Annotated in this window: 26 protein-coding genes; all 26 read right to left on the minus strand. The window is 68.1% G+C overall.

Annotated elements, in window-relative coordinates; translation table 11 throughout:
• Positions 1–7: 7 nt before the first annotated feature.
• Positions 8–1,675 (minus strand): ribonuclease J, encoded by a 1,668-nt coding sequence (locus tag DRV85_RS02595; protein ID WP_113287881.1) that lies wholly within the window; start codon positions 1,673–1,675, stop codon positions 8–10.
• Positions 1,672–2,454 (minus strand): type III pantothenate kinase, encoded by a 783-nt coding sequence (locus DRV85_RS02600; protein ID WP_113287882.1) that lies wholly within the window; start codon positions 2,452–2,454, stop codon positions 1,672–1,674. Before DRV85_RS02600 ends, DRV85_RS02595 begins: the two co-directional genes overlap by 4 nt.
• Positions 2,438–3,217: a biotin--[acetyl-CoA-carboxylase] ligase gene (locus DRV85_RS02605; protein ID WP_275401707.1), complete on the minus strand. Its 780-nt coding sequence runs from the start codon at positions 3,215–3,217 to the stop codon at positions 2,438–2,440. Before DRV85_RS02605 ends, DRV85_RS02600 begins: the two co-directional genes overlap by 17 nt.
• Positions 3,207–4,649: an NADH-quinone oxidoreductase subunit NuoN gene (nuoN, locus tag DRV85_RS02610; RefSeq protein WP_113287883.1), complete on the minus strand. Its 1,443-nt coding sequence runs from the start codon at positions 4,647–4,649 to the stop codon at positions 3,207–3,209. Before nuoN ends, DRV85_RS02605 begins: the two co-directional genes overlap by 11 nt.
• The gene (locus DRV85_RS02615) at positions 4,646–6,202 is read right to left on the minus strand and encodes an NADH-quinone oxidoreductase subunit M (protein ID WP_113287884.1); all 1,557 of its coding nucleotides are present in this window, start codon (positions 6,200–6,202) and stop codon (positions 4,646–4,648) included. The genes nuoN and DRV85_RS02615 overlap by 4 nt, the downstream gene beginning before the upstream one ends.
• Positions 6,202–8,295 (minus strand): NADH-quinone oxidoreductase subunit L, encoded by a 2,094-nt coding sequence (gene nuoL / locus DRV85_RS02620; protein ID WP_113287885.1) that lies wholly within the window; start codon positions 8,293–8,295, stop codon positions 6,202–6,204. Before nuoL ends, DRV85_RS02615 begins: the two co-directional genes overlap by 1 nt.
• A 1-nt stretch (position 8,296) precedes the next feature.
• Complete coding sequence (locus tag DRV85_RS19680) at positions 8,297–8,419, minus strand: hypothetical protein (protein ID WP_275401708.1); 123 nt, start codon at positions 8,417–8,419, stop codon at positions 8,297–8,299.
• 4 nt (positions 8,420–8,423) lie between these two features.
• On the minus strand, positions 8,424–8,729 hold the full coding sequence (nuoK, locus tag DRV85_RS02625; RefSeq protein ID WP_113287886.1) for an NADH-quinone oxidoreductase subunit NuoK: 306 nt from the start codon (positions 8,727–8,729) through the stop codon (positions 8,424–8,426).
• 96 nt (positions 8,730–8,825) lie between these two features.
• Complete coding sequence (locus tag DRV85_RS02630; RefSeq protein ID WP_113287887.1) at positions 8,826–9,428, minus strand: NADH-quinone oxidoreductase subunit J; 603 nt, start codon at positions 9,426–9,428, stop codon at positions 8,826–8,828.
• A 2-nt stretch (positions 9,429–9,430) separates the two neighbouring features.
• Positions 9,431–9,814 (minus strand): carboxymuconolactone decarboxylase family protein, encoded by a 384-nt coding sequence (locus tag DRV85_RS02635; RefSeq protein ID WP_476705474.1) that lies wholly within the window; start codon positions 9,812–9,814, stop codon positions 9,431–9,433.
• Between the two features lie 247 nt (positions 9,815–10,061).
• Positions 10,062–10,556, minus strand: coding sequence for an NADH-quinone oxidoreductase subunit NuoI (gene nuoI / locus DRV85_RS02640; protein ID WP_113287888.1), 495 nt, complete (start codon positions 10,554–10,556; stop codon positions 10,062–10,064).
• Positions 10,553–10,741: a hypothetical protein gene (locus DRV85_RS02645; RefSeq protein ID WP_113287889.1), complete on the minus strand. Its 189-nt coding sequence runs from the start codon at positions 10,739–10,741 to the stop codon at positions 10,553–10,555. The genes nuoI and DRV85_RS02645 overlap by 4 nt, the downstream gene beginning before the upstream one ends.
• 1 nt (position 10,742) lies before the next feature.
• On the minus strand, positions 10,743–11,780 hold the full coding sequence (nuoH, locus tag DRV85_RS02650; RefSeq protein ID WP_113287890.1) for an NADH-quinone oxidoreductase subunit NuoH: 1,038 nt from the start codon (positions 11,778–11,780) through the stop codon (positions 10,743–10,745).
• Between the two features lie 7 nt (positions 11,781–11,787).
• Positions 11,788–12,198: a hypothetical protein gene (locus tag DRV85_RS02655; RefSeq protein ID WP_113287891.1), complete on the minus strand. Its 411-nt coding sequence runs from the start codon at positions 12,196–12,198 to the stop codon at positions 11,788–11,790.
• Entirely contained in the window at positions 12,195–14,219 is a 2,025-nt protein-coding gene (gene nuoG, locus DRV85_RS02660) for an NADH-quinone oxidoreductase subunit NuoG (RefSeq protein ID WP_113287892.1), read from the minus strand. Before nuoG ends, DRV85_RS02655 begins: the two co-directional genes overlap by 4 nt.
• A 4-nt stretch (positions 14,220–14,223) precedes the next feature.
• Entirely contained in the window at positions 14,224–14,646 is a 423-nt protein-coding gene (locus DRV85_RS02665; protein WP_113287893.1) for a DUF5333 domain-containing protein, read from the minus strand.
• A complete protein-coding gene (locus DRV85_RS02670) occupies positions 14,631–14,960 on the minus strand; it encodes a hypothetical protein (protein ID WP_147238802.1) in 330 nt (109 codons plus the stop codon). Before DRV85_RS02670 ends, DRV85_RS02665 begins: the two co-directional genes overlap by 16 nt.
• Complete coding sequence (locus DRV85_RS02675) at positions 14,957–15,664, minus strand: class I SAM-dependent methyltransferase (RefSeq protein ID WP_113287895.1); 708 nt, start codon at positions 15,662–15,664, stop codon at positions 14,957–14,959. The genes DRV85_RS02670 and DRV85_RS02675 overlap by 4 nt, the downstream gene beginning before the upstream one ends.
• A 25-nt stretch (positions 15,665–15,689) precedes the next feature.
• Positions 15,690–16,985, minus strand: a complete 1,296-nt coding sequence (gene nuoF / locus DRV85_RS02680; RefSeq protein ID WP_113287896.1) for an NADH-quinone oxidoreductase subunit NuoF — start codon at positions 16,983–16,985, stop codon at positions 15,690–15,692.
• Positions 16,986–17,009: 24 nt separating this feature from the next.
• The gene (locus DRV85_RS02685; RefSeq protein WP_113287897.1) at positions 17,010–17,240 is read right to left on the minus strand and encodes a DUF5337 family protein; all 231 of its coding nucleotides are present in this window, start codon (positions 17,238–17,240) and stop codon (positions 17,010–17,012) included.
• 19 nt (positions 17,241–17,259) lie between these two features.
• Positions 17,260–17,958, minus strand: a complete 699-nt coding sequence (locus DRV85_RS02690) for an NADH:ubiquinone oxidoreductase (protein WP_113287898.1) — start codon at positions 17,956–17,958, stop codon at positions 17,260–17,262.
• 38 nt (positions 17,959–17,996) lie between these two features.
• The gene (locus DRV85_RS02695) at positions 17,997–19,181 is read right to left on the minus strand and encodes an NADH-quinone oxidoreductase subunit E (protein WP_113287899.1); all 1,185 of its coding nucleotides are present in this window, start codon (positions 19,179–19,181) and stop codon (positions 17,997–17,999) included.
• Between the two features lie 28 nt (positions 19,182–19,209).
• The gene (locus tag DRV85_RS02700) at positions 19,210–19,497 is read right to left on the minus strand and encodes a hypothetical protein (protein ID WP_113287900.1); all 288 of its coding nucleotides are present in this window, start codon (positions 19,495–19,497) and stop codon (positions 19,210–19,212) included.
• On the minus strand, positions 19,494–20,708 hold the full coding sequence (locus tag DRV85_RS02705; protein ID WP_113287901.1) for an NADH-quinone oxidoreductase subunit D: 1,215 nt from the start codon (positions 20,706–20,708) through the stop codon (positions 19,494–19,496). The genes DRV85_RS02700 and DRV85_RS02705 overlap by 4 nt, the downstream gene beginning before the upstream one ends.
• Complete coding sequence (locus DRV85_RS02710; protein WP_233495379.1) at positions 20,705–20,896, minus strand: hypothetical protein; 192 nt, start codon at positions 20,894–20,896, stop codon at positions 20,705–20,707. The genes DRV85_RS02705 and DRV85_RS02710 overlap by 4 nt, the downstream gene beginning before the upstream one ends.
• On the minus strand, positions 20,893–21,519 hold the full coding sequence (locus tag DRV85_RS02715) for an NADH-quinone oxidoreductase subunit C (RefSeq protein WP_113287902.1): 627 nt from the start codon (positions 21,517–21,519) through the stop codon (positions 20,893–20,895). The genes DRV85_RS02710 and DRV85_RS02715 overlap by 4 nt, the downstream gene beginning before the upstream one ends.
• Positions 21,520–21,536 lie beyond the last annotated feature (17 nt).

Below are 21,536 nucleotides of genomic sequence, written 5' to 3' on the forward strand. Positions count from 1 at the left end.
GGCGCGCTCAGCCCAGCCGGCTGATCACCACCGTCACCTCGGGCTTCTTGCCGATCTCGTTGAAGGCCGTGTTGCGCACGGTGCGGCGCAAGCCCTCCTCCAGCTTGTCGTCATCGGCCAGAACCTTGCGGCCGGCGCGGCCCACGAACTGCGCCAGATCCTCCTCGAGCGATTCCACCAGCGCGCCCGAGCGACCGGTCTCGGGCAGGCCCATGATCTCGCACCAGGGCTCGCCCAGCGGATCGCCGTCCTCGTCGATGATAAGCGTCACCAGCGCGTGGCCGTTCAGCGCCATGCGGATCCGGTCGCGCACGATGCCGTCGAGCGCGCCGATCTGCGCGGTTCCGTCGAGATAGGTGCGTCCCGTCTCGACATGCTCGGCCACCTTCGGCGCCTCGCCCGTGAGATCGAGCATGGTGCCGTTCGGCGCAATGGCCGCGGCGTAGCCCCGGCTCCTGGCGAGCTTCGCGTGTTCGCGCAGCATCCGGTGCTCGCCGTGCATCGGGATCACCATCCTGGGTTTCACAATGTCGTGCATCCGCTCGAGATCGGGGCGGTTGGCGTGCCCGGACACGTGATAGCGATCCGTCGAGTCGTCGATCACGTCGACGCCGATCTCGGAGAGCTGGTTGATCACGCGCAGCACGCCGCGTTCGTTGCCCGGAATCGTCTTGGACGAGAAGAGAAAGGTGTCGCCCTCCTTGAGCTCGATTCCCTGATACTTGCCGCGGGCGAGCTGGGCCGAGGCGGCGCGCCGCTCGCCCTGGCTTCCGGTGACGAGCAGCATGAGGTTGTCGCGCGGGATCGAGGCCGCCTCTTCGGGGCTGACCGTGCGCGGGAAATCGGTCAGCACGCCGGTCTGCACGGCCGCCTCGATCATCTGCCGCATGGCGCGGCCCATCAGGCAGATCGAGCGCCCTGCCCGGCTGCCCGCCTCGGCCAGCGTCTTGAGCCGCGCGACGTTCGAGGCGAAGGTGGTGGCCACCACCATGCCCGTGGACTCCGCGACCAGCGTCTCGATCTCGGAGGCGAGCGAGGCCTCGGACCGGCCGGGGCGGCTGACGAAGACGTTGGTCGAATCGCAGATCAGCGCCTGCACGCCGGGCTTCGCAGCCTCTTCCCAGGCCGCGGCGTCGAAGGCTTCGCCCACCACCGGGGTCACGTCGATCTTGAAGTCGGCCGTGTGCACGACCCGGCCCGCGGGCGTGTCGATCACCATCGAGGCGCTTTCCGGGATCGAATGCGAGACCGGCAGGAAGCCCACGCGGAAGGGCCCCGCCTCGACCATGTCGGGCAGCGGCTCGACGATCTTCACCCTCGCCGGATCCCGCCCCCGTTCTTCCATCTTGAGCCGCGCGATATGGCCGGTGAAGGCACGCGCATAGACGGTCGGCGCGCCGAGGCGATGATAGAGATGCCCGAGCGCGCCGACATGGTCCTCATGCGCATGCGTGATGAAGACGGCCTCCAGCCGGTCGCGGTTGGCCTCGAGCCAGGCGACGTCGGGAAAGATCAGATCCACGCCGGGCGTGGTGTCCATGTCGGGAAAGGTCACGCCGAGATCGACGAGGATGAGCCGCTCGGCGCCCTTCGGGCCGTAGCCGAAGACATAGGCGTTCATCCCAACTTCGCCCGCCCCCCCGAGGGGCAGATAGATCAGCCGGTCGCCGCTCATGCGCGTGCCTCCAGTCTCTTGTTATGGGCATGGATCACGGTCAGGCCGTGCATGGTCAGATCGTCGTCGAAACTGTCGAAGAGCGTCTCGGCCTGCTGGAAGAGCGGCGCGAGGCCCCCCGTGGCGACCACCTTCATCGGGCGGTCGCGCTCGGCCTTGATGCGTGCGCAGATCTCGCGGATGAGGCCGACATAGCCCCAGAAGATGCCGGACTGCATGCAGGCCACGGTGTTGGTGCCGACCACGCGCTGCGGGCGGCTGATGTCCACATGCGGCAGCGCCGCCGCCGCGTCGTGCAGGGCCGCGAGCGACAGGTTCACGCCGGGCGCGATGACGCCGCCCACATAGGCGCCGTCGTCGTCCACCACGTCGAAGGTGGTCGCGGTGCCGAAATCCACCACGATCAGATCGCCGCCGTGGCGGTCGTAGCCCGCGACCGTGTTCACCAGGCGGTCGGAGCCCACCTGCGTGCCCGGATCCACCCGCACGTCCACCGGCAGCGCGCAGTCGGGCCGTCCCACAACCAGGGGCCGGGTGTGGAAGTAGCGGTCGGCGAGGACGCGCAGATTGAATACCACGCGCGGCACGGTCGACGAGACGATGACGTCGGTGATGTCCGGCTCGATCTTCTGGAAGGCCTTCAGGGTCGAGAGCCAGACGTAATACTCGTCCGCCGTGCGCTGATGCTGCGTCGCCATCCGCCAGGTGGCGATGAAGCGGGTGCCGTCCCAGATCGAGAAGACGGTGTTGGTGTTGCCGCAGTCAACCGCCAGCAGCATGCGCGTCTCCCTCGGCGAAGAAGATGTCGGCCGCGGCGATCGCCTGCCGGCCCTGCGGCGTGACGAGGATCAGCCGGCCCGCCTCGTCCACCGTCTCGAAGCGGCCCGTCACGCTGTCCCGGCCCGTGCGCGCCGTCACCGCCTCGCCCCGGCGGGCCGCGCGGTCGAGCCAGGCGGTGCGGATCGGCGCGAAGCCATAGGTGGCGAGCACCCGCGCCCGCGCGTCGTAGGCCCGCGCGAGCGGGGTCAGGAAGGCCTCTGCGTCGATGTCCATGCCCAGCCCCTCGGCGAGCGAAACGGGTGCGACAGCGCCCGGTTCCAGCGTGTCGGGCTCGGGGGCGTGGCGCAGGTTCACGCCGATGCCCACGGCCAGATGCGCCGGCCGCAGCGTCTCGAGCAGGATGCCGGCGAGCTTGCGGCCATGCAGCAGCACGTCGTTGGGCCATTTCAGCGAAAACGCCTCGGCCCGCCCGGTGCAATCCACGCAGGCGTCGAAGAGCGCGAGCGCGGCGACGAAGGACTGCAGCGCGGCCTCGGCAGGCGGCGGCGCGGGCATCAGCAGCGTGGCCGCCAGATTGCCCGGCGGATCGGCCCAGGCCCGGCCGCGGCGGCCGCGCCCCGCGGTCTGGCGCCGCGCCATGATCCAGAGCGGCGCCGCGCTCTCGGGCGCGCGGGCCGCAGCCTCGGCCATCGTGGAGGGCGCTTCGTCCAGGACGAGCCGCCCCGCCCCGACGGGCCAGCCCGCAGGCAGGCTACTGGACAAGCGCCGCCGCCGCGGCCGCCGCCGCGCCCTCGATCCCGAAGAGGTTGACGATCCCCACCAGCATCACGATCGCCGAGGCCATGAGCATCCCGTAGAGCACCGGGCTGCCGCCCGCCTCGACCGGCTCGGCGCGCTCCTCGCCGAAATACATGAAATAGACGATGCGCAGGTAGTAGAAGGCGCCGATCACGCTCGCCACCACGCCGCCCACGGCGAGCCAGACGAGCCCGCCCTCGTAGGCCGCCCGCAGCACGTAGAGCTTGGCGAAGAAGCCGAGGAACGGCGGCACGCCCGCGAGGCTGAAGAGCAGCACCAGCATCGCCATCGCGCGGCCCGGGTGGTGGCGCGAATACATGTTCAGCGCGGCGATCTCCGTGACCGGCGCGCCGCCCCGTTCCATCGACAGGATGAAGGCGAAGGTGCCCACGCTCATCGCCACGTAGATGGCGAGATAGACCAGCATCGCCTGCACGCCGAAGGCCGTGCCCGCCGCGAGGCCCATGAGCGCGTAGCCCATGTGCGCGATCGAGGAATAGGCCATCAGCCGCTTGATGTTGGTCTGGCCGATCGCCGCGATCGCGCCCAGGAACATCGACAGCAGCGAGAGCACAGCGACCACCTGCTGCCAGTCGGCGACGACGCCGCCGAAGGCGTCGAAGAGCACCCGCGCGAAAAGCGCCATGGCCGCGATCTTGGGCGCGGTGGACAGGAATGCGGTGACCGGGGTCGGCGCCCCCTCGTAGACGTCCGGCGTCCACATGTGAAAGGGCACCGCCGAGACCTTGAAGGCGAGACCCGACGCGACCAGCACCAGCCCGATCAGCAGCCCGATCGCGGCGCGGCCCTCGCCCGCGGCCTCGAGAACCCCGCTGAAGAGCGTGGTGCCCGAATAGCCGTAGACCAGCGAGGCCCCGTAGAGCAGCAGGCCCGACGACAGCGCGCCGAGGATGAAATACTTGAGCCCCGCCTCGGTCGATTTGGCGCTGTCGCGCCGGAATGCGGCCAGCACGTAGAGCGCGAGCGACTGCAGCTCCAGCCCGAGGTAGAGCGACATCAGATCGCCCGCCGAGACCATCACCATCATGCCCACGACCGCGAGCGCGACCAGCAGCGGATACTCGAAGCGCAGAAGCCCGCGCCGCTGCATGTAGTCCTGGCTGATCGCCAGAACCGCCGCCGCCGCGAGCAGCAGCGCCGCCTTGGCGAAGCGCGCGAAGGCGTCGTTCACGAACATCCCGTCGAAGGCGATCTGGGCGCCGCCGCCGCGCGTGCCGATCCAGAGCGCGAGCAGGACGAAGGCACCCGCCGTCACCCAGGTGAGCGGAGCGGCAAGCGCGTCCTTGCCGGTGTAGACGGCGCCCAGAAGCGCCGCCATCGCGTAGACGGCCAGCAGGATCTCGGGCAGCAGGATGGCGAGGTCCTGTGCGATCATTGCGCGGTCTCCTCTGCGGCGGCGACCATCGTCGCGGTCTCATGCTCGGCGAGCGCCGTGTGATAGCCCTCGAGCAGGTCGGCGACCGAGGGGCCGATGATGTCGGTCACGAGCGCGGGATAGACCCCCAGCAGCAGGGTCATCACCACGAAGGGGGCGAAGATCGCCTTCTCGCGGCGGTCCATGTCGGTGATCGACTTCAGGCTCGCCTTGATCAGATCGCCCAGAACGACGCGCCGATAGAGCCAGAGCGCGTAGGCCGCCGAAAGGATCACGCCCGTCGCCGCGACCACCGTCACCCAGGTGTTGACCTGGAAGGCGCCCATCAGGGTCAGGAACTCGCCGATGAAGCCGCTCGTGCCCGGCAGGCCGACGTTCGCCATGGTGAACAGCATGAAGACCGCGGCATAGGCCGGCATCCGGTTCACGAGCCCGCCGTAGGCCTCGATCTCGCGCGTGTGCATACGGTCGTAGATCACGCCCACGCATAGGAAGAGCGCGCCCGAGATGAAGCCGTGGCTGATCATCTGGAATATCGCGCCGTCCACGCCCTGCTGGTTGGCGGCGAAGATGCCCATGGTGACGAAGCCCATGTGCGCCACCGAGGAATAGGCGATCAGCTTCTTCATGTCCTCCTGGGCGAGCGCGACGAGGCTGGTGTAGACGACCGCGATGGCCGAGAGCCACAGGATGAGCGGCGTCATCACCTCGGCGCCCACCGGGAACATCGGCAGCGAGAACCGCAGGAAGCCGTAGCCGCCCATCTTCAGCAGGATCGCGGCGAGCACCACCGACCCGGCCGTGGGTGCCTGCACGTGCGCGTCGGGCAGCCAGGTATGCACCGGCCACATCGGCATCTTCACCGCGAAGGAGGCGAAGAAGGCGAGGAACATCAGCGTCTGCGCCCCGCCGATGATCTGGAAGCCCCAGAGGCTCAGCGTCTCGGAGCCGAACTGGTGACGCAGCAGCGACGGGATGTCGGTGGTGCCCGCATCGACATACATCGCCACCATCGCCACCAGCATCAGAACCGAGCCGAGGAAGGTGTAGAGGAAGAACTTGAAGGCGGCGTAGATCCGCTCCTTCCCGCCCCAGATCCCGATGATCAGGAACATCGGGATGAGCCCCGCCTCGAAGAAGAGGTAGAAGAGCACGAGATCCAGCGCCACGAAGACGCCGATCATCAGCGTCTCGAGCACGAGGAAGGCGATCATGTATTCCTTCACCCGGTCGGTGACGTGCCAGGAGGCGGCGATCGTCAGCGGCATGATGAAGGTCGTCAGCAGCACGAAGAGCACGCTGATCCCGTCCACGCCCACCTTGTAGGACAGGCCGAAGATCCACTCCGCCTCCTCGACCATCTGGAAGCCGGTGTCGGCGGGGTCGAACTGGAACAGGATGAAGAGCGACACCAGGAAGGTCGCCGAGGTCGCGATCAGCGCAAGCCAGCGCGCGTTGCGCTGCGCCGCCTCGTCGTCGCCGCGCAGAAAGACCGCGAGGATCAGCGCCGCGATCGCCGGCGTGAAGGTGACGATCGAGATGAGGTTGTCCATCAGCGCGGCCCCCCGGCAATCGACATCCAGGTGATCAGGATCATGATCCCCAGCACCATCCAGAAGGCGTAGGAGAAGATGTAGCCCGTCTGCGCCCGACCCGCGAGGCGCGTGAGCCAGGGGATCGCGCCCATCGAGACGCCGTTGATGGTGCCGTCGATCACGTCACCGTCGCCCCGCTTCCACAGCGTGCGGGCCACGCCGCGGGCGGGACGCACGAAGACGAAGTCGTAGATCTCGTCGAAATACCACTTGTTGAGCAGGAAGAGGTAGAGGGGCCGCTGGTTCTCGGCCAGCCGCTTCGGGATCGAGGGGTCGCGGATGTAGAAGAGCCAGGCCGTGCCGAGCCCGATCAGCATGGCGAAGAAGGGACTTACCTTGACCCACTTGGGCACCGCGTGGGCGTCCGCGATCACCGTGTTCTCGGGCGCCATGTAGAGTCCGCCCTGCCCCGGCTCGCCGGCGAAGACGTAGTGATGCGCGCCCTTGCCCTTTTCCGCGTCGGCCCCGGCGCTCTCGCCCTCGGCGTGCTCCGAGGCCTCGGCGTAGGGGATGCCGAAGAACTTCGCCACCGTGTCGGTGTGCCCGAAGAAGGCGTTGTACCACACCATGCCGGCGAAGACCGATCCCACCGCCAGCGCGGCCAGCGGCGCGGTCATCGACCACGGGCTTTCGTGCGCGTGCTCGTGCGTGTGCTTGTCGCCGCGGGGACGCCCCCAAAAGGTCAGGAACATCAGCCGCCAGGAATAGAAGCTGGTCAAAAGCGCCGCGATCACCAGAAGCCAGAAGGGCACGCCGCCCATGCCGGCGTAGGCGCTTTCGATCACCGCGTCCTTCGACAGGAACCCGGCGAAACCGATCGGGATGCCGCCCAGCGTGAAGAGAACCGCCGGGATGCCCACGCCGGTGATCGCCAGCGTGCCGATCAGCATGGCCCAGAAGGTGTAGGGAAACTTCTTCCGCAGGCCGCCGTAGTTCCGCATGTCCTGCTCGTGGTGCATCCCGTGGATGACCGAGCCCGCGCCGAGAAAGAGCATCGCCTTGAAGAAGGCGTGGGTGAAGAGGTGATACATCGCCACAGGATAGGCGCCCACGCCGGCGGCCACGAACATGTAGCCCAGCTGCGAGCAGGTCGAATAGGCGATCACCCGCTTGATGTCGTTCTGCACCAGCCCCACGGTCGCCGCGAAGAAGGCGGTCGCGGCCCCGATCCAGGTGACGAAACTCATGGCGTTCGGGGCGAACTCCATCACCGGCGACATGCGGCAGACGAGGAAGACGCCGGCCGTGACCATGGTCGCCGCGTGAATGAGCGCGGAGACCGGGGTGGGGCCTTCCATCGCGTCCGGAAGCCAGGTGTGCAGGAAAAGCTGCGCCGATTTCCCCATCGCGCCGATGAAAAGCAGCACCGCCACCAGCTCGGCCGCGTTCCACGACCCCCAGAGGAAGGTGATCTGCGTCTCGGCGATGGCGGGCGCGGCGGCGAATATGTCCTCGAAGCGGACGGAATCCACCAGGAAGAAGATCGCGAAGATGCCCAGCACGAAGCCGAAGTCGCCCACCCGGTTCACCACGAAGGCCTTGATCGCGGCGGCATTGGCGGAGGGCTTGCGATAATAGAAGCCGATCAGCAGATAGGAGGCGAGGCCCACGCCCTCCCAGCCGAAGAAGAGCTGCACGAGGTTGTCGGCCGTCACCAGCATCAGCATGGCGAAGGTGAAGAGCGAGAGATAGGCGAAGAAGCGGGCCTTGTAATGCTGCCCTTCGCCGAAGTTCTCGTCGTGCGCCATGTAGCCGAAGGAATAGAGGTGCACGAGTGCCGAGACGGTGGTGATGACGATCAGCATCACCGCGGTCAGCCGGTCGAGCCGGATCGCCCAGTCGGTGGCCAGCGTCCCGCTCTCGATCCAGCGCAGGATCTGCACTGTCTCGGTGGTGCCGTCGAAGCTCAGGAAGACGACCCACGACAGCACCGCAGAGAAGAAGAGCAGCCCCGTGGCGACCCACATCGCCGCCTGCTCGCCGATCGCCCGCCAGCCCAGGCCCGCGATCAACGCGCCCGCGAGCGGCGCGAAGAGAAGAAGCGTCTCCATGTCAGTGGTTCTCCCCGGAATCCCCGGACCGCGGGCACCGCAGATCGCTCAGCGCGGCCCAGGCCACGCCGACCCCGCCCGCGACGAAGGCGATCGCCATACCGATCCATTCGACAGCTTCCATCGCCTCACCCCCGCATCATGTTGACGTCTTCCACCGCGATGGTGCCGCGGTTGCGGAAGAAGACGACGAGGATGGCGAGCCCGATGGCGGCCTCGGCCGCGGCGACGGTCAGCACGAAGAGCGTGAAGACCTGCCCCACCAGGTCGCCGTGATACCAGGAGAAGGCGACGAGGTTGATGTTGACCGAGAGCAGGATGATCTCGACCGACATCAGCAGGATGATGACGTTCTTCCGGTTGAGGAAGAGCCCGAAGATGCCGATGACGAAGAGCGCCGCGGCCACCGTCAGATAGTGTTCCAGTCCGATCATTCCGTCCCTCCGGGCGCCCTCACCCGCTGAAGTATCCGTTGGCCGCGAGCACGGCGGCGAGAATGCCCGCGGCGACGGCGGTCCACCCGCCGGCCCTCACAGCCCCTGCCCCGGCTTCACGTCCCTGAGCTCCATCGCCGCCTTGGGATCGCGGTACATCTGCGCCAGCACGTCCTGCCGCTTGACGTCCGCGCGGTGGCGCAGCGTGAGCAGGATCGCGCCCACCATCGCCACCAGCAGGATGAGCCCCGAGAGCTGAAAGAGCAGGAAATACTGGTCGTAGAGCACCATGCCCAGCGCCTCGGTGTTGTGCCGGTCCACCGGGATCGGCTGCGCCCGCTGGGCGTCCGCCACCTCCGCGGCCTGCCAGCCGCCCAGCGCCAGGGCGAGCTGCATCAGCAGAACCACCCCGATCAGCAGCGCCAGCGGCATGTATCTCGCCATCCCGGCCTTGAGCGCGGCGAAATCCACGTCGAGCATCATCACCACGAAGAGGAAGAGCACTGCGACCGCGCCGACGTAGACGATGATCATCAGCATCGCCACGAACTCCGCGCCCATCAGCACGAAGAGGCCCGCCGCCGACAGGAAGGCCAGGATCAGCCAGAGCACCGAGTGCACCGGGTTGCGCGAGATCACGGTGAAAAGCCCCCCCGCGACACAGCCCAGCGCGAAGAGATAGAAGGCGAAGGTGACCATGCTCATGCCTCGTCGTTCCCGTCGTCCTCGCGCTCCTCGAGCGCCTCCTGGGCGAGATGCATCGCCCGTGTCATCGCCGGCAGCCCGGCGAAGACCGACATCATCCCGATCGCCTCGACGATCTCCTGGCGCGTCGCACCCGCCTCGACGAGGTGGCGCACCGTGATCCGGATCTGGCTGTCGGCCTGCGCCCCCTGCATGGTCAGCCCTGCCAAAGTCAAGAGCAGGCGGCTCTTGGCGTCGAGCCCCTCCTTGTTCCAGGCGTTGCCGAAGACCATCTCCATCCAGTCGCGCGGCATGGTCGGCCACATCGCCTCCATGGCGCGGGGAGTGAAGGTCTCGAGCGCGGGGTTCATCGACCGCGCCAGCTCCTGCCAGCGCGCCATCATCTCCTCGAAGGGGGTGCGTTCGTTCAAAGGATCGCCTCCTCCTGCCCAACCCGCGCGACCGGCCCAGACGCAGGTGCATGGCGAGGGGCGCTGCCCCTCGCGCTCCCCGGGATATTTCTTCCAAGAAGAAGATCACGCCCGGGGGACCCCGGACTTCTTCTTGGCGAAAATATCCCGGGGGGAGTCGGCGCAGCCGACGGGGGGCAGCGCCCCCCTGTCGCGCGCAGGATCCGGCGCGCCCCGCTCATCGGTACGGCGCGTCGATTTCCAGATTGCGGGCGATCTCGGCCTCCCAGCGCTCGCCGTTCTCCAGAAGCTTCGCCTTGTCGTAGTAGAGTTCCTCGCGCGTCTCGGTGGCGAACTCGAAGTTCGGCCCCTCGACGATGGCGTCTACCGGGCAGGCCTCCTGGCAGAAGCCGCAGTAGATGCATTTCGTCATGTCGATGTCGTAGCGCGTGGTGCGGCGCGAGCCGTCCGCGCGCGGCTCGGCGTCGATGGTGATGGCCTGCGCGGGGCAGATCGCCTCGCAGAGCTTGCAGGCGATGCAGCGTTCCTCGCCGTTGGGATAGCGCCGGAGCGCGTGCTCACCGCGGAAGCGGGGCGAAAGCGGCCCCTTCTCGTGCGGATAGTTCACGGTGGCCTTGGGCGCGAAGAAATACTTCAGCCCCAGCTTCATCCCCTCGATGAAGTCCGTGAGCAGGAAGTACTTCGCCGCCCGGTTGTAGTCGATCTGGGTCATCGGGTGTCTCCGTCGATCTCGTCGGCGGCCCAGCGGAAGATCGCGGCGGCGATGGCCTGCGCGCGCGGGCCGGCCAGTTGATTGTCCCTCTCCGTGCTCTGATCGGCCGCTTCCGCCGCGGTCGCGGCGAGCTCCATCATGTCGATGTAGCGGGCGTTGAGGATCGCGGTCTTGAGTTCCTGCATGTCAGCCTCCCAGGGACCAGCGGGCATAGATGCCCCAGAACCATTCGAACTTGGCGGCGAAGGCCACGAAGACCACCCAGATCAGGCTCATCGGCAGGAAGACCTTCCAGCCCAGCCGCATCAGCTGATCGTAGCGGTAGCGGGGCGTCACCGCCTTCACCATGGCGAATAGGAAGAAGAAGAACAGCATCTTCGCCACCATCCACAGCGCGCCGTCCGGCAGGCCGGGAATGGGCGAGAGCCAGCCGCCGAAGAACAGCAGGCTCATCAGCGCGCACATCAGGAAGATGGCGATGTATTCGCCCGCCATGAAGAGCAGGAAGGGCGTCGAGGAATATTCCACCTGGTAGCCGGCCACCAGCTCGGATTCTGCTTCGGGGAGGTCGAAGGGCGGGCGGTTCGTCTCCGCCAGCGCGGAGATGAAGAACAGGAAGACCATCGGCAGATGCGGCAGCCAGTACCAGCCGAAGAAATGCCAGTCGCTGTCCTGCGCGCCGACGATCTGGCCGAAGTTCATCGAGCCGGTCGAGATGATCACGCCGATGATCACGAGGCCGATCGAGACCTCGTAGGAGATCATCTGCGCGGCCGAGCGCAGGCTCCCGAGGAAGGGATACTTCGAGTTCGAGGCCCAGCCGCCCATGATCACGCCGTAGACCTCGAGCGAGGACATGGCGAAGACGTAGAGGATCGCCACGTTGATGTCGGCAAGCACCCAGCTGTCGTTGAAGGGGATCACGGCCCAGGCGAGCACCGCCAGAACGAAGCTGGTCATCGGCGCAAGGATGAAAACCGGCCGGTCGGCGCCGGCGGGCACGACGACCTCCTTGAGGACGTATTTCAGCGCGTCGGCGATGGTCTGCAGCAGTCCGAAGGCCCCCACGACGTTCGGGCCCCGCCGCATCTGCACCGCCGCCCAGACCTTGCGGTCGGCGTAGACCAGGAACAGCAGCGAGATCATCACGAAGCCGAGCACCGAAAGGCACTGCGACAGCACGATCAGGAAGGTGCCAAGAGGCGTGGCGAAGAAGGCGTCCATCAGTCCCTCATACCGTCGGTATTCCGCGTGCGGCGCAATCCTCTACGACCGCTTCCGCGTCCAGCGTGGCGAACCCCGGAGGCAGGCTCGGCGAGATGGTGTAAACCGCATCTGCGGTCGAGTTGCCACCCTCTTCGCCCAGATTCGTGCGCACGTGACGCGCAAATCCGTAGCCCCTGATCAGGGTGTATTGCGCCGCCGCGCAATCGGCGTAGGCCCGCAGTTCCTCTGCCGTCGCGTCGCCTGCCAGCGTCACGCGCAGGTTCACCAGCTCGGGATCCAGAAGACGGGTCTCCACACCCAGATACTCCTCTGCCGGCCGCGCCGGGGCGGGCGCTTGCGTCGCCGCCGGCTCCTCTTCGGCGCAGCCCGCCGCGAGCACTGCGGCGAGCGCGAGCGCCGCGCTGGGCGGTCTCATTGCGCCGCGATCTGCTCCGCCGCGCGCGCCCGTGCCCGCGCCGAAAGCTCGGCCATCACCTCGCTCGCCCGTGCGATCGGGTTGGTGAGGTAGAAGTCCTCCACGGCGAGGCCGAAGGCCGCCTCGGAGATCTTCGCCGGCTCCAGCGGGCGCCAGTCGTTCTCGACCACCCGGTCCATCTCGGCCAGGAAGGGGGCCTCCCGGACGAGCGCCTGGCGGAGTTGGGCGAGACTGTCGTAGGGCAGCGTCTGCCCTGCCTCGGCCGAGACGGCGCGCAGAATCGCCCAGTTCTCCTTCGCTTCGCCCGGCGGGAAGCCGGCGCGCAGCGCGAGCTGCGGCCGTCCCTCGGTGTTGACGAAGAGCGCCTGCTCCTCGGTCCAGGCGGCGCCGGGCAGGATCAGGTCGGCGCGATGCGCGCCGCGGTCGCCATGGCTGCCCTGATAGATGACGAAGGGGCCCTCGGGGATGTCGGTCTCGTCCACGCCGACCGCCCAGATCACGTCGGCCTTCAGCGCCTCGTCGAGGCCGCCCGCGCAGGTGGCGCCCGCATCCATGGCCCCGACGCGGCCGGCCGCAGTGTGCAGGATCAGCAGCCCCGCGCCCTGCGCCTCGGCGATCCGCATGGCGGCGGACAGCACCGCCTCGCCGTCGGCGCGGCGCAGCGCCGCCTGCCCGACGATCACGAGTGCCGGACCCTCGGCCGGCCCGGGCAGTTCGGCCGCACTGTCGGTCAGCCGGTCAAGATCGGCGCCCGTCCGCCCGATGTGGTGGTAGGAATAGGTCAGATCCACCGGCGCGCCGATCAGGCTGACCTCGCCGCCCGCCGACCATGCCTTGCGGATGCGCGCGTTGAGCACCGGCGCCTCGTTGCGGGGGTCGGTGCCGATCAGCAGGATGCGCCGGGCGGCGTCGATATCCTCGATCGCCGCGGTGCCGACGTAGCCGGAGCGGTTGCCGGCGGGCAGCTTCGCCCCGTCCACGCGGCACTCGGCCACGCCGCCGAGGCGCTCCATGAGCTGCCGCAGCGCGAAGGCCGTCTCGGTATTGGCGAGATCGCCGACGAGGCCCGCGGGCCGCTCCGCCGTCTTCAGCTTGTCGCCCGCGAGCTTGAGCGCCTCGCCCCAGCCGGCGGGCCGCAGCTTGCCGTTCTCGCGGATGTAGGGGCGGTCGAGCCGCTGGCGGCGCAGCCCGTCCCAGACGAAGCGCGTCTTGTCCGAGATCCACTCCTCGTTCACGCCGTCGTGGTTGCGCGGCAGCATGCGCATGACCTCCCGGCCCTTGGTGTCCACGCGGATCGATGCGCACATCGCGTCCATCACGTCGATCGACTCGGTCTTGGTCAGCTCCCAGGGCCGCGCGGTGAAGGCGTAGGGCTTGGAGACCAGCGCGCCCACCGGACAGAGGTCGATGATGTTGCCCTGCATGTTCGATTCGAGGGTCTGGCCGAGGTAGCTCGTGATCTCGGCGTCCTCGCCGCGGCCCGTCTGGCCCAGCTCGGGCATCCCCGCGACCTCGGTGATGAAGCGCACGCAGCGCGTACACGAGATGCAGCGCGTCATGTGCGTCTCGACCAGGGGGCCGAGGTCGAGATCCTCGACCGCGCGCTTGGGCTCGCGGTAGCGGCTGAAGTCCACCCCGTAAGCCATTGCCTGGTCCTGAAGATCGCACTCTCCGCCCTGGTCGCAGATCGGGCAGTCGAGCGGGTGGTTGATGAGCAGGAACTCCATCACCCCCTCGCGCGCCTTCTTCACCATGGGCGAGTTGGTCCTGACCTGCGGCGGCTGGCCCTCGGGGCCGGGGCGCAGGTCGCGCACCTGCATCGCGCAGGAGGCGGCGGGCTTCGGCGGCCCGCCCACCACCTCGACGAGGCACATGCGGCAGTTGCCCGCGATCGAGAGCCGCTCGTGGTAGCAGAAGCGCGGAATCTCGATGCCGGCCTCCTCGCAGGCCTGGATCAGGGTCATGGCCGGATCGACCTCGATCTCCCGGCCGTCGATGACGATCTTGCGCAGTTCGGTCATGATCTCACTTCTCTCTGAGCAGCCTGCCCACGGCGCTGCCCCTTGCGATCTCGTCGCGCCCGAAGGCGCAGAGCTCGGCGGTCGCGCCCGGATCGGCGCCGTGCTGTCGGATGTAGCGCTCTCCGAGGCGCCGCATCCGCGCCTTCTCCGCCTCGCTCGTCACGTAGTCTTCTATCTCCGGCTCTGAATAGCCGAGATCCCTCGCCCGTGCCTTGAGCGCGTTCAGCGTTCCGTAGGCCCGAATCCAGCGCGGCTCGATTTCCGGGCAGCGTTCGCGGATCTCGTTGGCGATCGCCACGGCGAGCAGCGCGCCGTCGATCTCCTGCACCTCGCGCAGCGGCGGGCGGTCCGCGGCGGCGCCCGCCACGGGCATCAGGAGCGCGAGCGCCCCGAGCATCGTCCCCACGCGCGTCACCACGGCTCGCATGTCCCCTGCAGCGTCAAGGTGCTCCCCTCCAACGGCAGGGCGGCGGGATCGGTTTCCGGGCCGATGTCCCAGACGATCCGCGAACTGCCGAAGTTCTCGATGCAGTAGCGCTTGCCCTCGTGCGCGCCGGCGAGCACCGCCCCCTCGAGGCCCGCCTCGACCGGGCGCACCGACACGGTGAAGGCCTCGCGCGCGTCGGCCTGCGCGGCACGCGCGCGGTAGACCTCGCCCTGAAAGGCGATCTCCGTGCGCCCGCCGCAGCCCGCCACGGCGAGTCCCAGTGCAACCACCGTGATCCGGCCCAAACCGTTCATGCGCCCACCCTCGAATGGACGGGCCGGTGCACCGGCCCCTTCTCGAACACCGCGATGGAGTCGTGGATGTGCATGCCCGAGACATGCGCCCCGAGCCCCGCGCGGCGTTCGCCCTGGCCGTGATACCAGTGATGCATGTCGTCGGCCACCTCGGCCATGTAACGGAAGAAGTTGCCCGAGGTGCCGTAGCCGCCCCCGAACTTCGGCCAGTAGGCGGTGTGCAGATCCTCGATCATGTAGATCCCTCCGGCAGACAGCCGCGGGAAGAGATGCTCGAAGCTGCGGCGAACATGCGTCATCCGGTGGCTGCCGTCGTCGAGCACGAGGTCGAGCCCGCCCATCTCCGCCACCACCGCGTCGAGGAAATCGGGGTCGGTCTGCGAGCCGATCCGCACCTCGCCTGCCTCGCCGTCGAAGCGCGCGCAGTCGGGGTTGACGTCGATGCCGAAGATCACCGCCGCCTCGCCCAGCCAGCGCCGCCACATCTGCAGGCTCCCGCCCTTCGCCACGCCGATCTCGAGAAAGCGGACCGATGTTCCGCGGAAGCGCGCGAAATAGCGGTCGTAGAGCGGGATGTAGTGGTGCCACTTGTGCACCTCGGGCCCGTCGTTGCCGGCGTAGATCGCCAGAAGCTCGCCGTCGTAGGCGTATTTGCCGCGGATGTCGGCCGCGACGTCGCCCTCCTCGAAGCGATACTTCTTCATCGGCGCCTCCGGGTGCCCGCTTCCGTCACTCGGCCGCCACCGCGCTGAGCCGGCCGGACTTCTGCGCCTTGATGCGGTCCTCGATCTCGTCGCGGAAGTGCCGCACGAGGCCCTGGATCGGCCAGGCGGCGGCGTCGCCCAGCGCGCAGATGGTGTGCCCCTCGACCTGCTTGGTCACGTCGAGCAGCATGTCGATCTCCTCGACCTCGGCTTCGCCGGTCACGAGCCGCTCCATCACCCGCATCATCCAGCCCGCGCCCTCGCGGCAGGGAGTGCACTGGCCGCAGCTCTCGTGCTTGTAGAACTTCGACAGCCGCCAGATCGCCTTGATGATGTCGGTGGACTGATCCATCACGATCACGGCCGCCGTGCCGAGGCCCGACTTGTTCTCGCGCAGCCAGTCGAAATCCATGATGCCCTCGCGCATCACCGAGCCCGGCAACAGCGGCACCGAGGAGCCGCCGGGGATCACCGCCTTGAGGTTCGACCAGCCGCCGCGGATTCCGCCGCAGTGCCGCTCGATCAGTTCCTCGAAGGAGATCGACATCTCCTCCTCGACGACGCAGGGCTGCTCGACGTGGCCCGAGATGGCGAAGATCTTGGTGCCGGTGTTGTTCGGCCGGCCGAAGCCCGCGAACCAGTCCGCGCCGCGGCGCAGGATCGTCGGCACCACCGCGATGCTCTCGACGTTGTTCACCGTCGTGGGGCAGCCGTAGAGGCCCGCGCCCGCCGGGAAGGGCGGCTTCATGCGCGGCATCCCCTTCTTGCCCTCGAGGCTCTCCAGAAGCGCGGTTTCCTCGCCGCAGATGTAGGCGCCTGCCCCGTGGTGCAGGTAGAGGTCGAAGTCCCAGCCCGAGCCGGCGGCGTTGCGCCCCAGCAGGCCCGCCTCGTAGGCCTCGTCGATGGCGGCCTGCAGCGCCTCGCGCTCGCGGATGTATTCGCCGCGGATGTAGATGTAGCAGGTGTGCGCGTTCATCGCGAAGGAGGCGATCAGGCAGCCCTCGATCAGCGTGTGCGGATCGTGGCGCATGATCTCGCGGTCCTTGCAGGTGCCGGGCTCGGATTCGTCGGCGTTCACCACCAGGTACGCGGGCCGGCCGTCGGATTCCTTGGGCATGAAGGACCACTTGAGCCCGGTGGGAAAGCCCGCGCCGCCGCGGCCGCGCAGGCCCGACTTCTTCATCTCGTCGATGATGGCGTCGCGGCCGCGCTTGATGATCTCCGCCGTGCCGTCCCAGTGCCCGCGCGCCTTGGCGCCCGCGAGGCTGCGGTCGTGCATCCCGTAAAGATTGGTGAAGATCCGGTCTTCGTCCTTGAGCATTCCCGTTCCTTTCCGTCCGGCGCCTCAGCGGGTGCGCTGGCGCCAGAGCCCGATCGCCGCGACGAACGCCCAGAGAAAGGCGCCCATCGCGGCCAGATAGATCAGCATCTCGTGGCGGACAGAGAGACCGGCCTGCGCCGTGATCCAGGGCGCGAGCAACGCGGCCAGGCCCGCCGCGGCCACCACCAGTGCGATCACACGGCCCTGCCGCGCGATCCTGCGGTCGTGTTCCGTCGGCTCCCGGCGGTCCGCCATCGCGTCTCCGTCGCGCGCCCTACTGGCGCTTGCTGAACTCGGTCTCGCCGCCCGCGGCGAGCGTCTTGGCCTGCGACACCCAGTCGTCGCGCGTCACCCTTCCCCTGAACCCTTCCAGATTGGCATCGACCCAGGCGATCTCGTCGGCCGTCCAGTTGGCGATCTGGTCGTAGTGATAGAAGCCGAGGCTGTTGAGCAGCTTTTCGAGCTTGGGCCCCACGCCCTTGATCTTCTTCAGATCGTCCGCCCCGCCGCCGCGCGGCTTTTCGAGCGCCTCGGGCTTCTTGCCCGGGCTGTCCGACATCCCGGCGGTGGGCGGCGCCTTGTCCGCGCCGGTCTTCGAGGTGGTCTCGGCCGGCTTCGGGGCCGCCTCGGCCCTGGCCGACGGCGCAGGCGCGGGCGCCGGTGCCGTACTTTTCGGGGCGGGCGCCGGGGCGGGCGCCTCGTCTTCCAGTCCAAGTTCGCGCTTGCGCTGCGGCGAGAGCTTCTCGATGCCGGTCAGCTCGCCGATCGACTGCCCCTCCCAGGGCGCGGAAAAGACGCCGCAGATCTTCTTTTGCAGGAGCAGACCGAACCATGCCGCGAAGGCGAGGCCCAGGATCAGCGCCACGATGAACCACACGCCCTGCATGGCGATGATAAGCACGCCGAGCCCGCCGAGCCCGGCGAGTCCCCAGCATACGATCGTGCAGCTATTGTCCTTGTCGGTCTGCGTCATCTCTCGTCCCCCTCAGGTGGTGTCTCTCGGACCTTTCATCAGACATCCCCCTTCTTAGCACGGGCCGAGAAATCCGTCTCGCCCCCTGCGGCCAGAAGGCGCGCCTGCTCCACCCAGGCATCGCGCAGCACACGTCCCTGAAAGCCCTCGAGGTGATAATCCACCCAGGCGATCTCGTCCTCCGACCACTCCGCGATCTGGCTGAAGTGGAAAATGCCGAGGCCGTTTAGCAGCTTCTCGAGCTTGGGGCCGACGCCCTTGATCCGCTTGAGGTCATCCGCCGCATCGTCGCGGGGGCTGTCGAGGCGCGGCGGTTCGGCGCCGGGAGCGACCGCGCCCGGCTCGGTCGGCGGCTCGGGCGCCAGCTTCTCCCGCGGCGCGGGCTCCCCTGTGGCGGGCTTCCCCCGCCCCTGCACCGGGGCCTCGCGCCGGTCTATTCCGGTCTCGTCAGCCGGACGCTCGGGTGCGAGCACCGGGCCCTCGGGGTCGCTCTCGGCATCGCCCTTCTCGTGCGAGAGATCGCGCCAGGGGGTGTAGAGCGGCTCCTCGCTGCCGTCGATCCGCTTGATCGTGTCGCGCTTGTCGAGCGCCAGCGCGACCGAGGCGTTGTGGGGCGCGCGCCCCTCGGCATGCGCCGCGAGGCTGGTGAGGCCGCCCGCGGGCTCGGAGGCGTAGCGGCCGTTCTGCGGCCCCGGCGCGGGCACCTCGCCGGCGGCCAGCGCGTCTAGGATCTCTCCCAGCCGCTCGGCGGTCAGATCCTCGTAGTAATCCTTGCCGATCTGCGCCATCGGGGCGTTCGCGCAGGCGCCGAGGCACTCGACCTCCTCCCACGAGAACCGCCCGTCCTCGGACAGCTCGTGCGGATTGGCCGCGATCTTCTCTTTGCACACGGCCATCAGATCCTCGGCCCCGCAGATCATGCAGGAGGTCGTCCCGCAAACCTGCACATGCGCGACCGAGCCCACAGGCGCGAGCTGGAACATGAAGTAGAAGGTCGCCACCTCGAGCGCGCGGATATGCGCGAGGCCCAGCATGTCGGCCACGTATTCGATCGCCGGCCGGCTCAGCCAGCCCTCCTGCTCCTGCGCGCGCCAAAGCAGCGGGATGATCGCGCTGGCCTGCCGGCCCTCTGGATACTTGCTGATCTGCGCCTTGGCCCATTCCAGGTTCTCGGGCGTGAAGGCGAAGCCCTCGGGCTGTTCGTGATGAAGGCGTCGAAGCATGCCTGTTCCTTCGTGTGATCCGCCGCGTTCAGGCCGCCGGCGCGCAGGGGCCGGTGGTCAGGCGCACGCCCCCCTCGGGCGTGCGCACCGCCTGTTCGAGCGCGATGCGGTAGTTCGAGATCGCCATGACCTGCTCGCGCGTGAGACCGGTCTGCAGCTCGACGGGCGCATAGTCCGATTCGTACTGTAGCGTGCAGCCGATGCTTGCCACCGCGGAGTCGTAGTTGGCCCGGTCCTCTTCCGTCGTGCCCTCGGGCGGAAGCGCGCAGGCGGCGCTCAGCGACAGGCAGAGCAGCGCCGCGAAAGCCCTCTTCATCGGTCGATCTCCCCGAAGACCACGTCGAGCGTGCCGATGATCGCGGCGACATCGGCGAGCTGATGGCCCCGTGCGATATGGTCCATCGCCTGAAGATGCAGGAACCCCGGCGCGCGCAGCTTGGCGCGGTAGGGCCGGTTGGTGCCGTCGGCCACGAGGTAGACGCCGAACTCGCCCTTGGGCGCCTCGACGGCGGCATAGACCTCGCCCTCGGGGACGTGGAAGCCCTCGGTGTAGAGCTTGAAGTGATGGATCAGCGCCTCCATCGAGGTCTTCATGTCGGCGCGGGAGGGCGGCGCGATCTTGCCGCGCGCCATGACTTCGCCCGGCTCCGCGCGCAGCTTGGCGAGGGCCTGATGGATGATCTTCACGCTCTCGCGCATCTCCGCCATCCGCACGAGATAGCGGTCGTAGCAGTCGCCGTTCTTGCCCACGGGGATCTGGAACTCGAACTCGTCGTAGCACTCGTAGGGCTGCGCCCGCCGCAGATCCCAGGCAAGGCCCGAACCGCGCACCATCGGCCCCGAGAAGCCCCAGTCCAGAATGTCCTGCTCGGTCACGACGCCGATATCGACGTTGCGCTGCTTGAAGATCCGGTTCTCGGTCAGCAGCCCGTCGATGTCGTCGAGCGCCTTGGGGAAGGCCTCAGCCCAGGTCTCGATGTCGTCGATGAGCTCCGGCGGGAGATCCTGATGCACGCCCCCGGGCCGGAAATAGGCGGCATGCAGCCGCGCGCCGCAGGCCCGCTCGTAGAACTCCATGAGCTTCTCGCGCTCCTCGAAGCCCCAGAGCGGCGGGGTCAGCGCGCCCACGTCCATCGCCTGCGTGGTCACGTTGAGCAGGTGGTTCAGCACGCGCCCGATCTCGGAAAAGAGCACGCGGATCAGCTGCGCGCGGCGCGGCACCTCGACGCCGGTCAGCTTCTCGATCGCGAGGCACCAGGCGTGCTCCTGGTTCATCGGCGCGACATAGTCGAGACGGTCGAAATAGGGCAGGTTCTGCAGGTAGGTGCGGCTCTCCATCAGCTTCTCGGTGCCGCGGTGCAGAAGCCCGATATGCGGGTCGCAGCGCTCGACGATCTCGCCGTCGAGCTCCAGCACCAGTCGCAGAACCCCGTGCGCCGCAGGGTGCTGCGGACCGAAGTTGATGTTGAAGTTGCGGATCTGCTGTTCGCCGGTCTCGACGTCCTCGAAGCCCTTCGCGTCCTTCATGCGCGGCCTCCGTCATCCTTGAACGCCATGACCCAGAGCAGCACGAGCGCGCCGAAGGGGATAAGCGCCGCCAGCGCCACCCAGGAGGGGATGCCGAAGCGCGGCAGAAGCTTCCAGAAGGGGATCACGACCAGCACGCCCACGATCACGAGCCAGAGCAGCCCGCCGCCGCCACCATTCATCATCATGTCGTGCCCTCCTCGGTCTTCTCGTCGCCCGGAAGCACGTAATGCGCCCCCTCCCAGGGACTCATGAAGTCGAACTGCCGGTATTCCTGCACCAGCTTCACCGGCTCGTAGACGACGCGCTTGGCAGCCTCGTCGTAGCGAACTTCCGTGTAGCCCGTGGTCGGGAAATCCTTGCGCAGCGGATGCCCGCGGAAGCCGTAGTCGGTCAGGATGCGGCGCAGATCCGGGTGGCCGGAAAAGAGGATGCCGAACATGTCGAACACCTCGCGCTCGAACCATCCGGCGGACGGATGCACGCCGGTGATCGAGGGCACCAGCTCCTCTTCGTCCACCGCGGCGCGCAGGCGGATGCGGTGGTTCTGATACATCGACAGCAGGTGATAGACCACGTCGAAGCGCTTCGGCCGCTCCGGCCAGTCCACGGCCGTGATATCCACAAGCGTCGAGAAACCGCAGCTCGCATCCTGCTTGAGGAACTCCACAAGCCCCGCGACCCGGGCGGGCGCGACGTTCACCGTCAGCTCACCGTGGGACATCTCCCAGGAAAGCACGCAGTCCGGCCGCCGCGCCTCGATATGGGCGCCGAGCTCTTCGAGCGCGGCCGTGGTTGCGTCTGAACTCATCGCGTCCTCCGGCGCCT

Source organism: Rhodosalinus halophilus (assembly GCF_003298775.1).
Classification (GTDB): Bacteria; Pseudomonadota; Alphaproteobacteria; order Rhodobacterales; family Rhodobacteraceae; genus Rhodosalinus; species Rhodosalinus halophilus.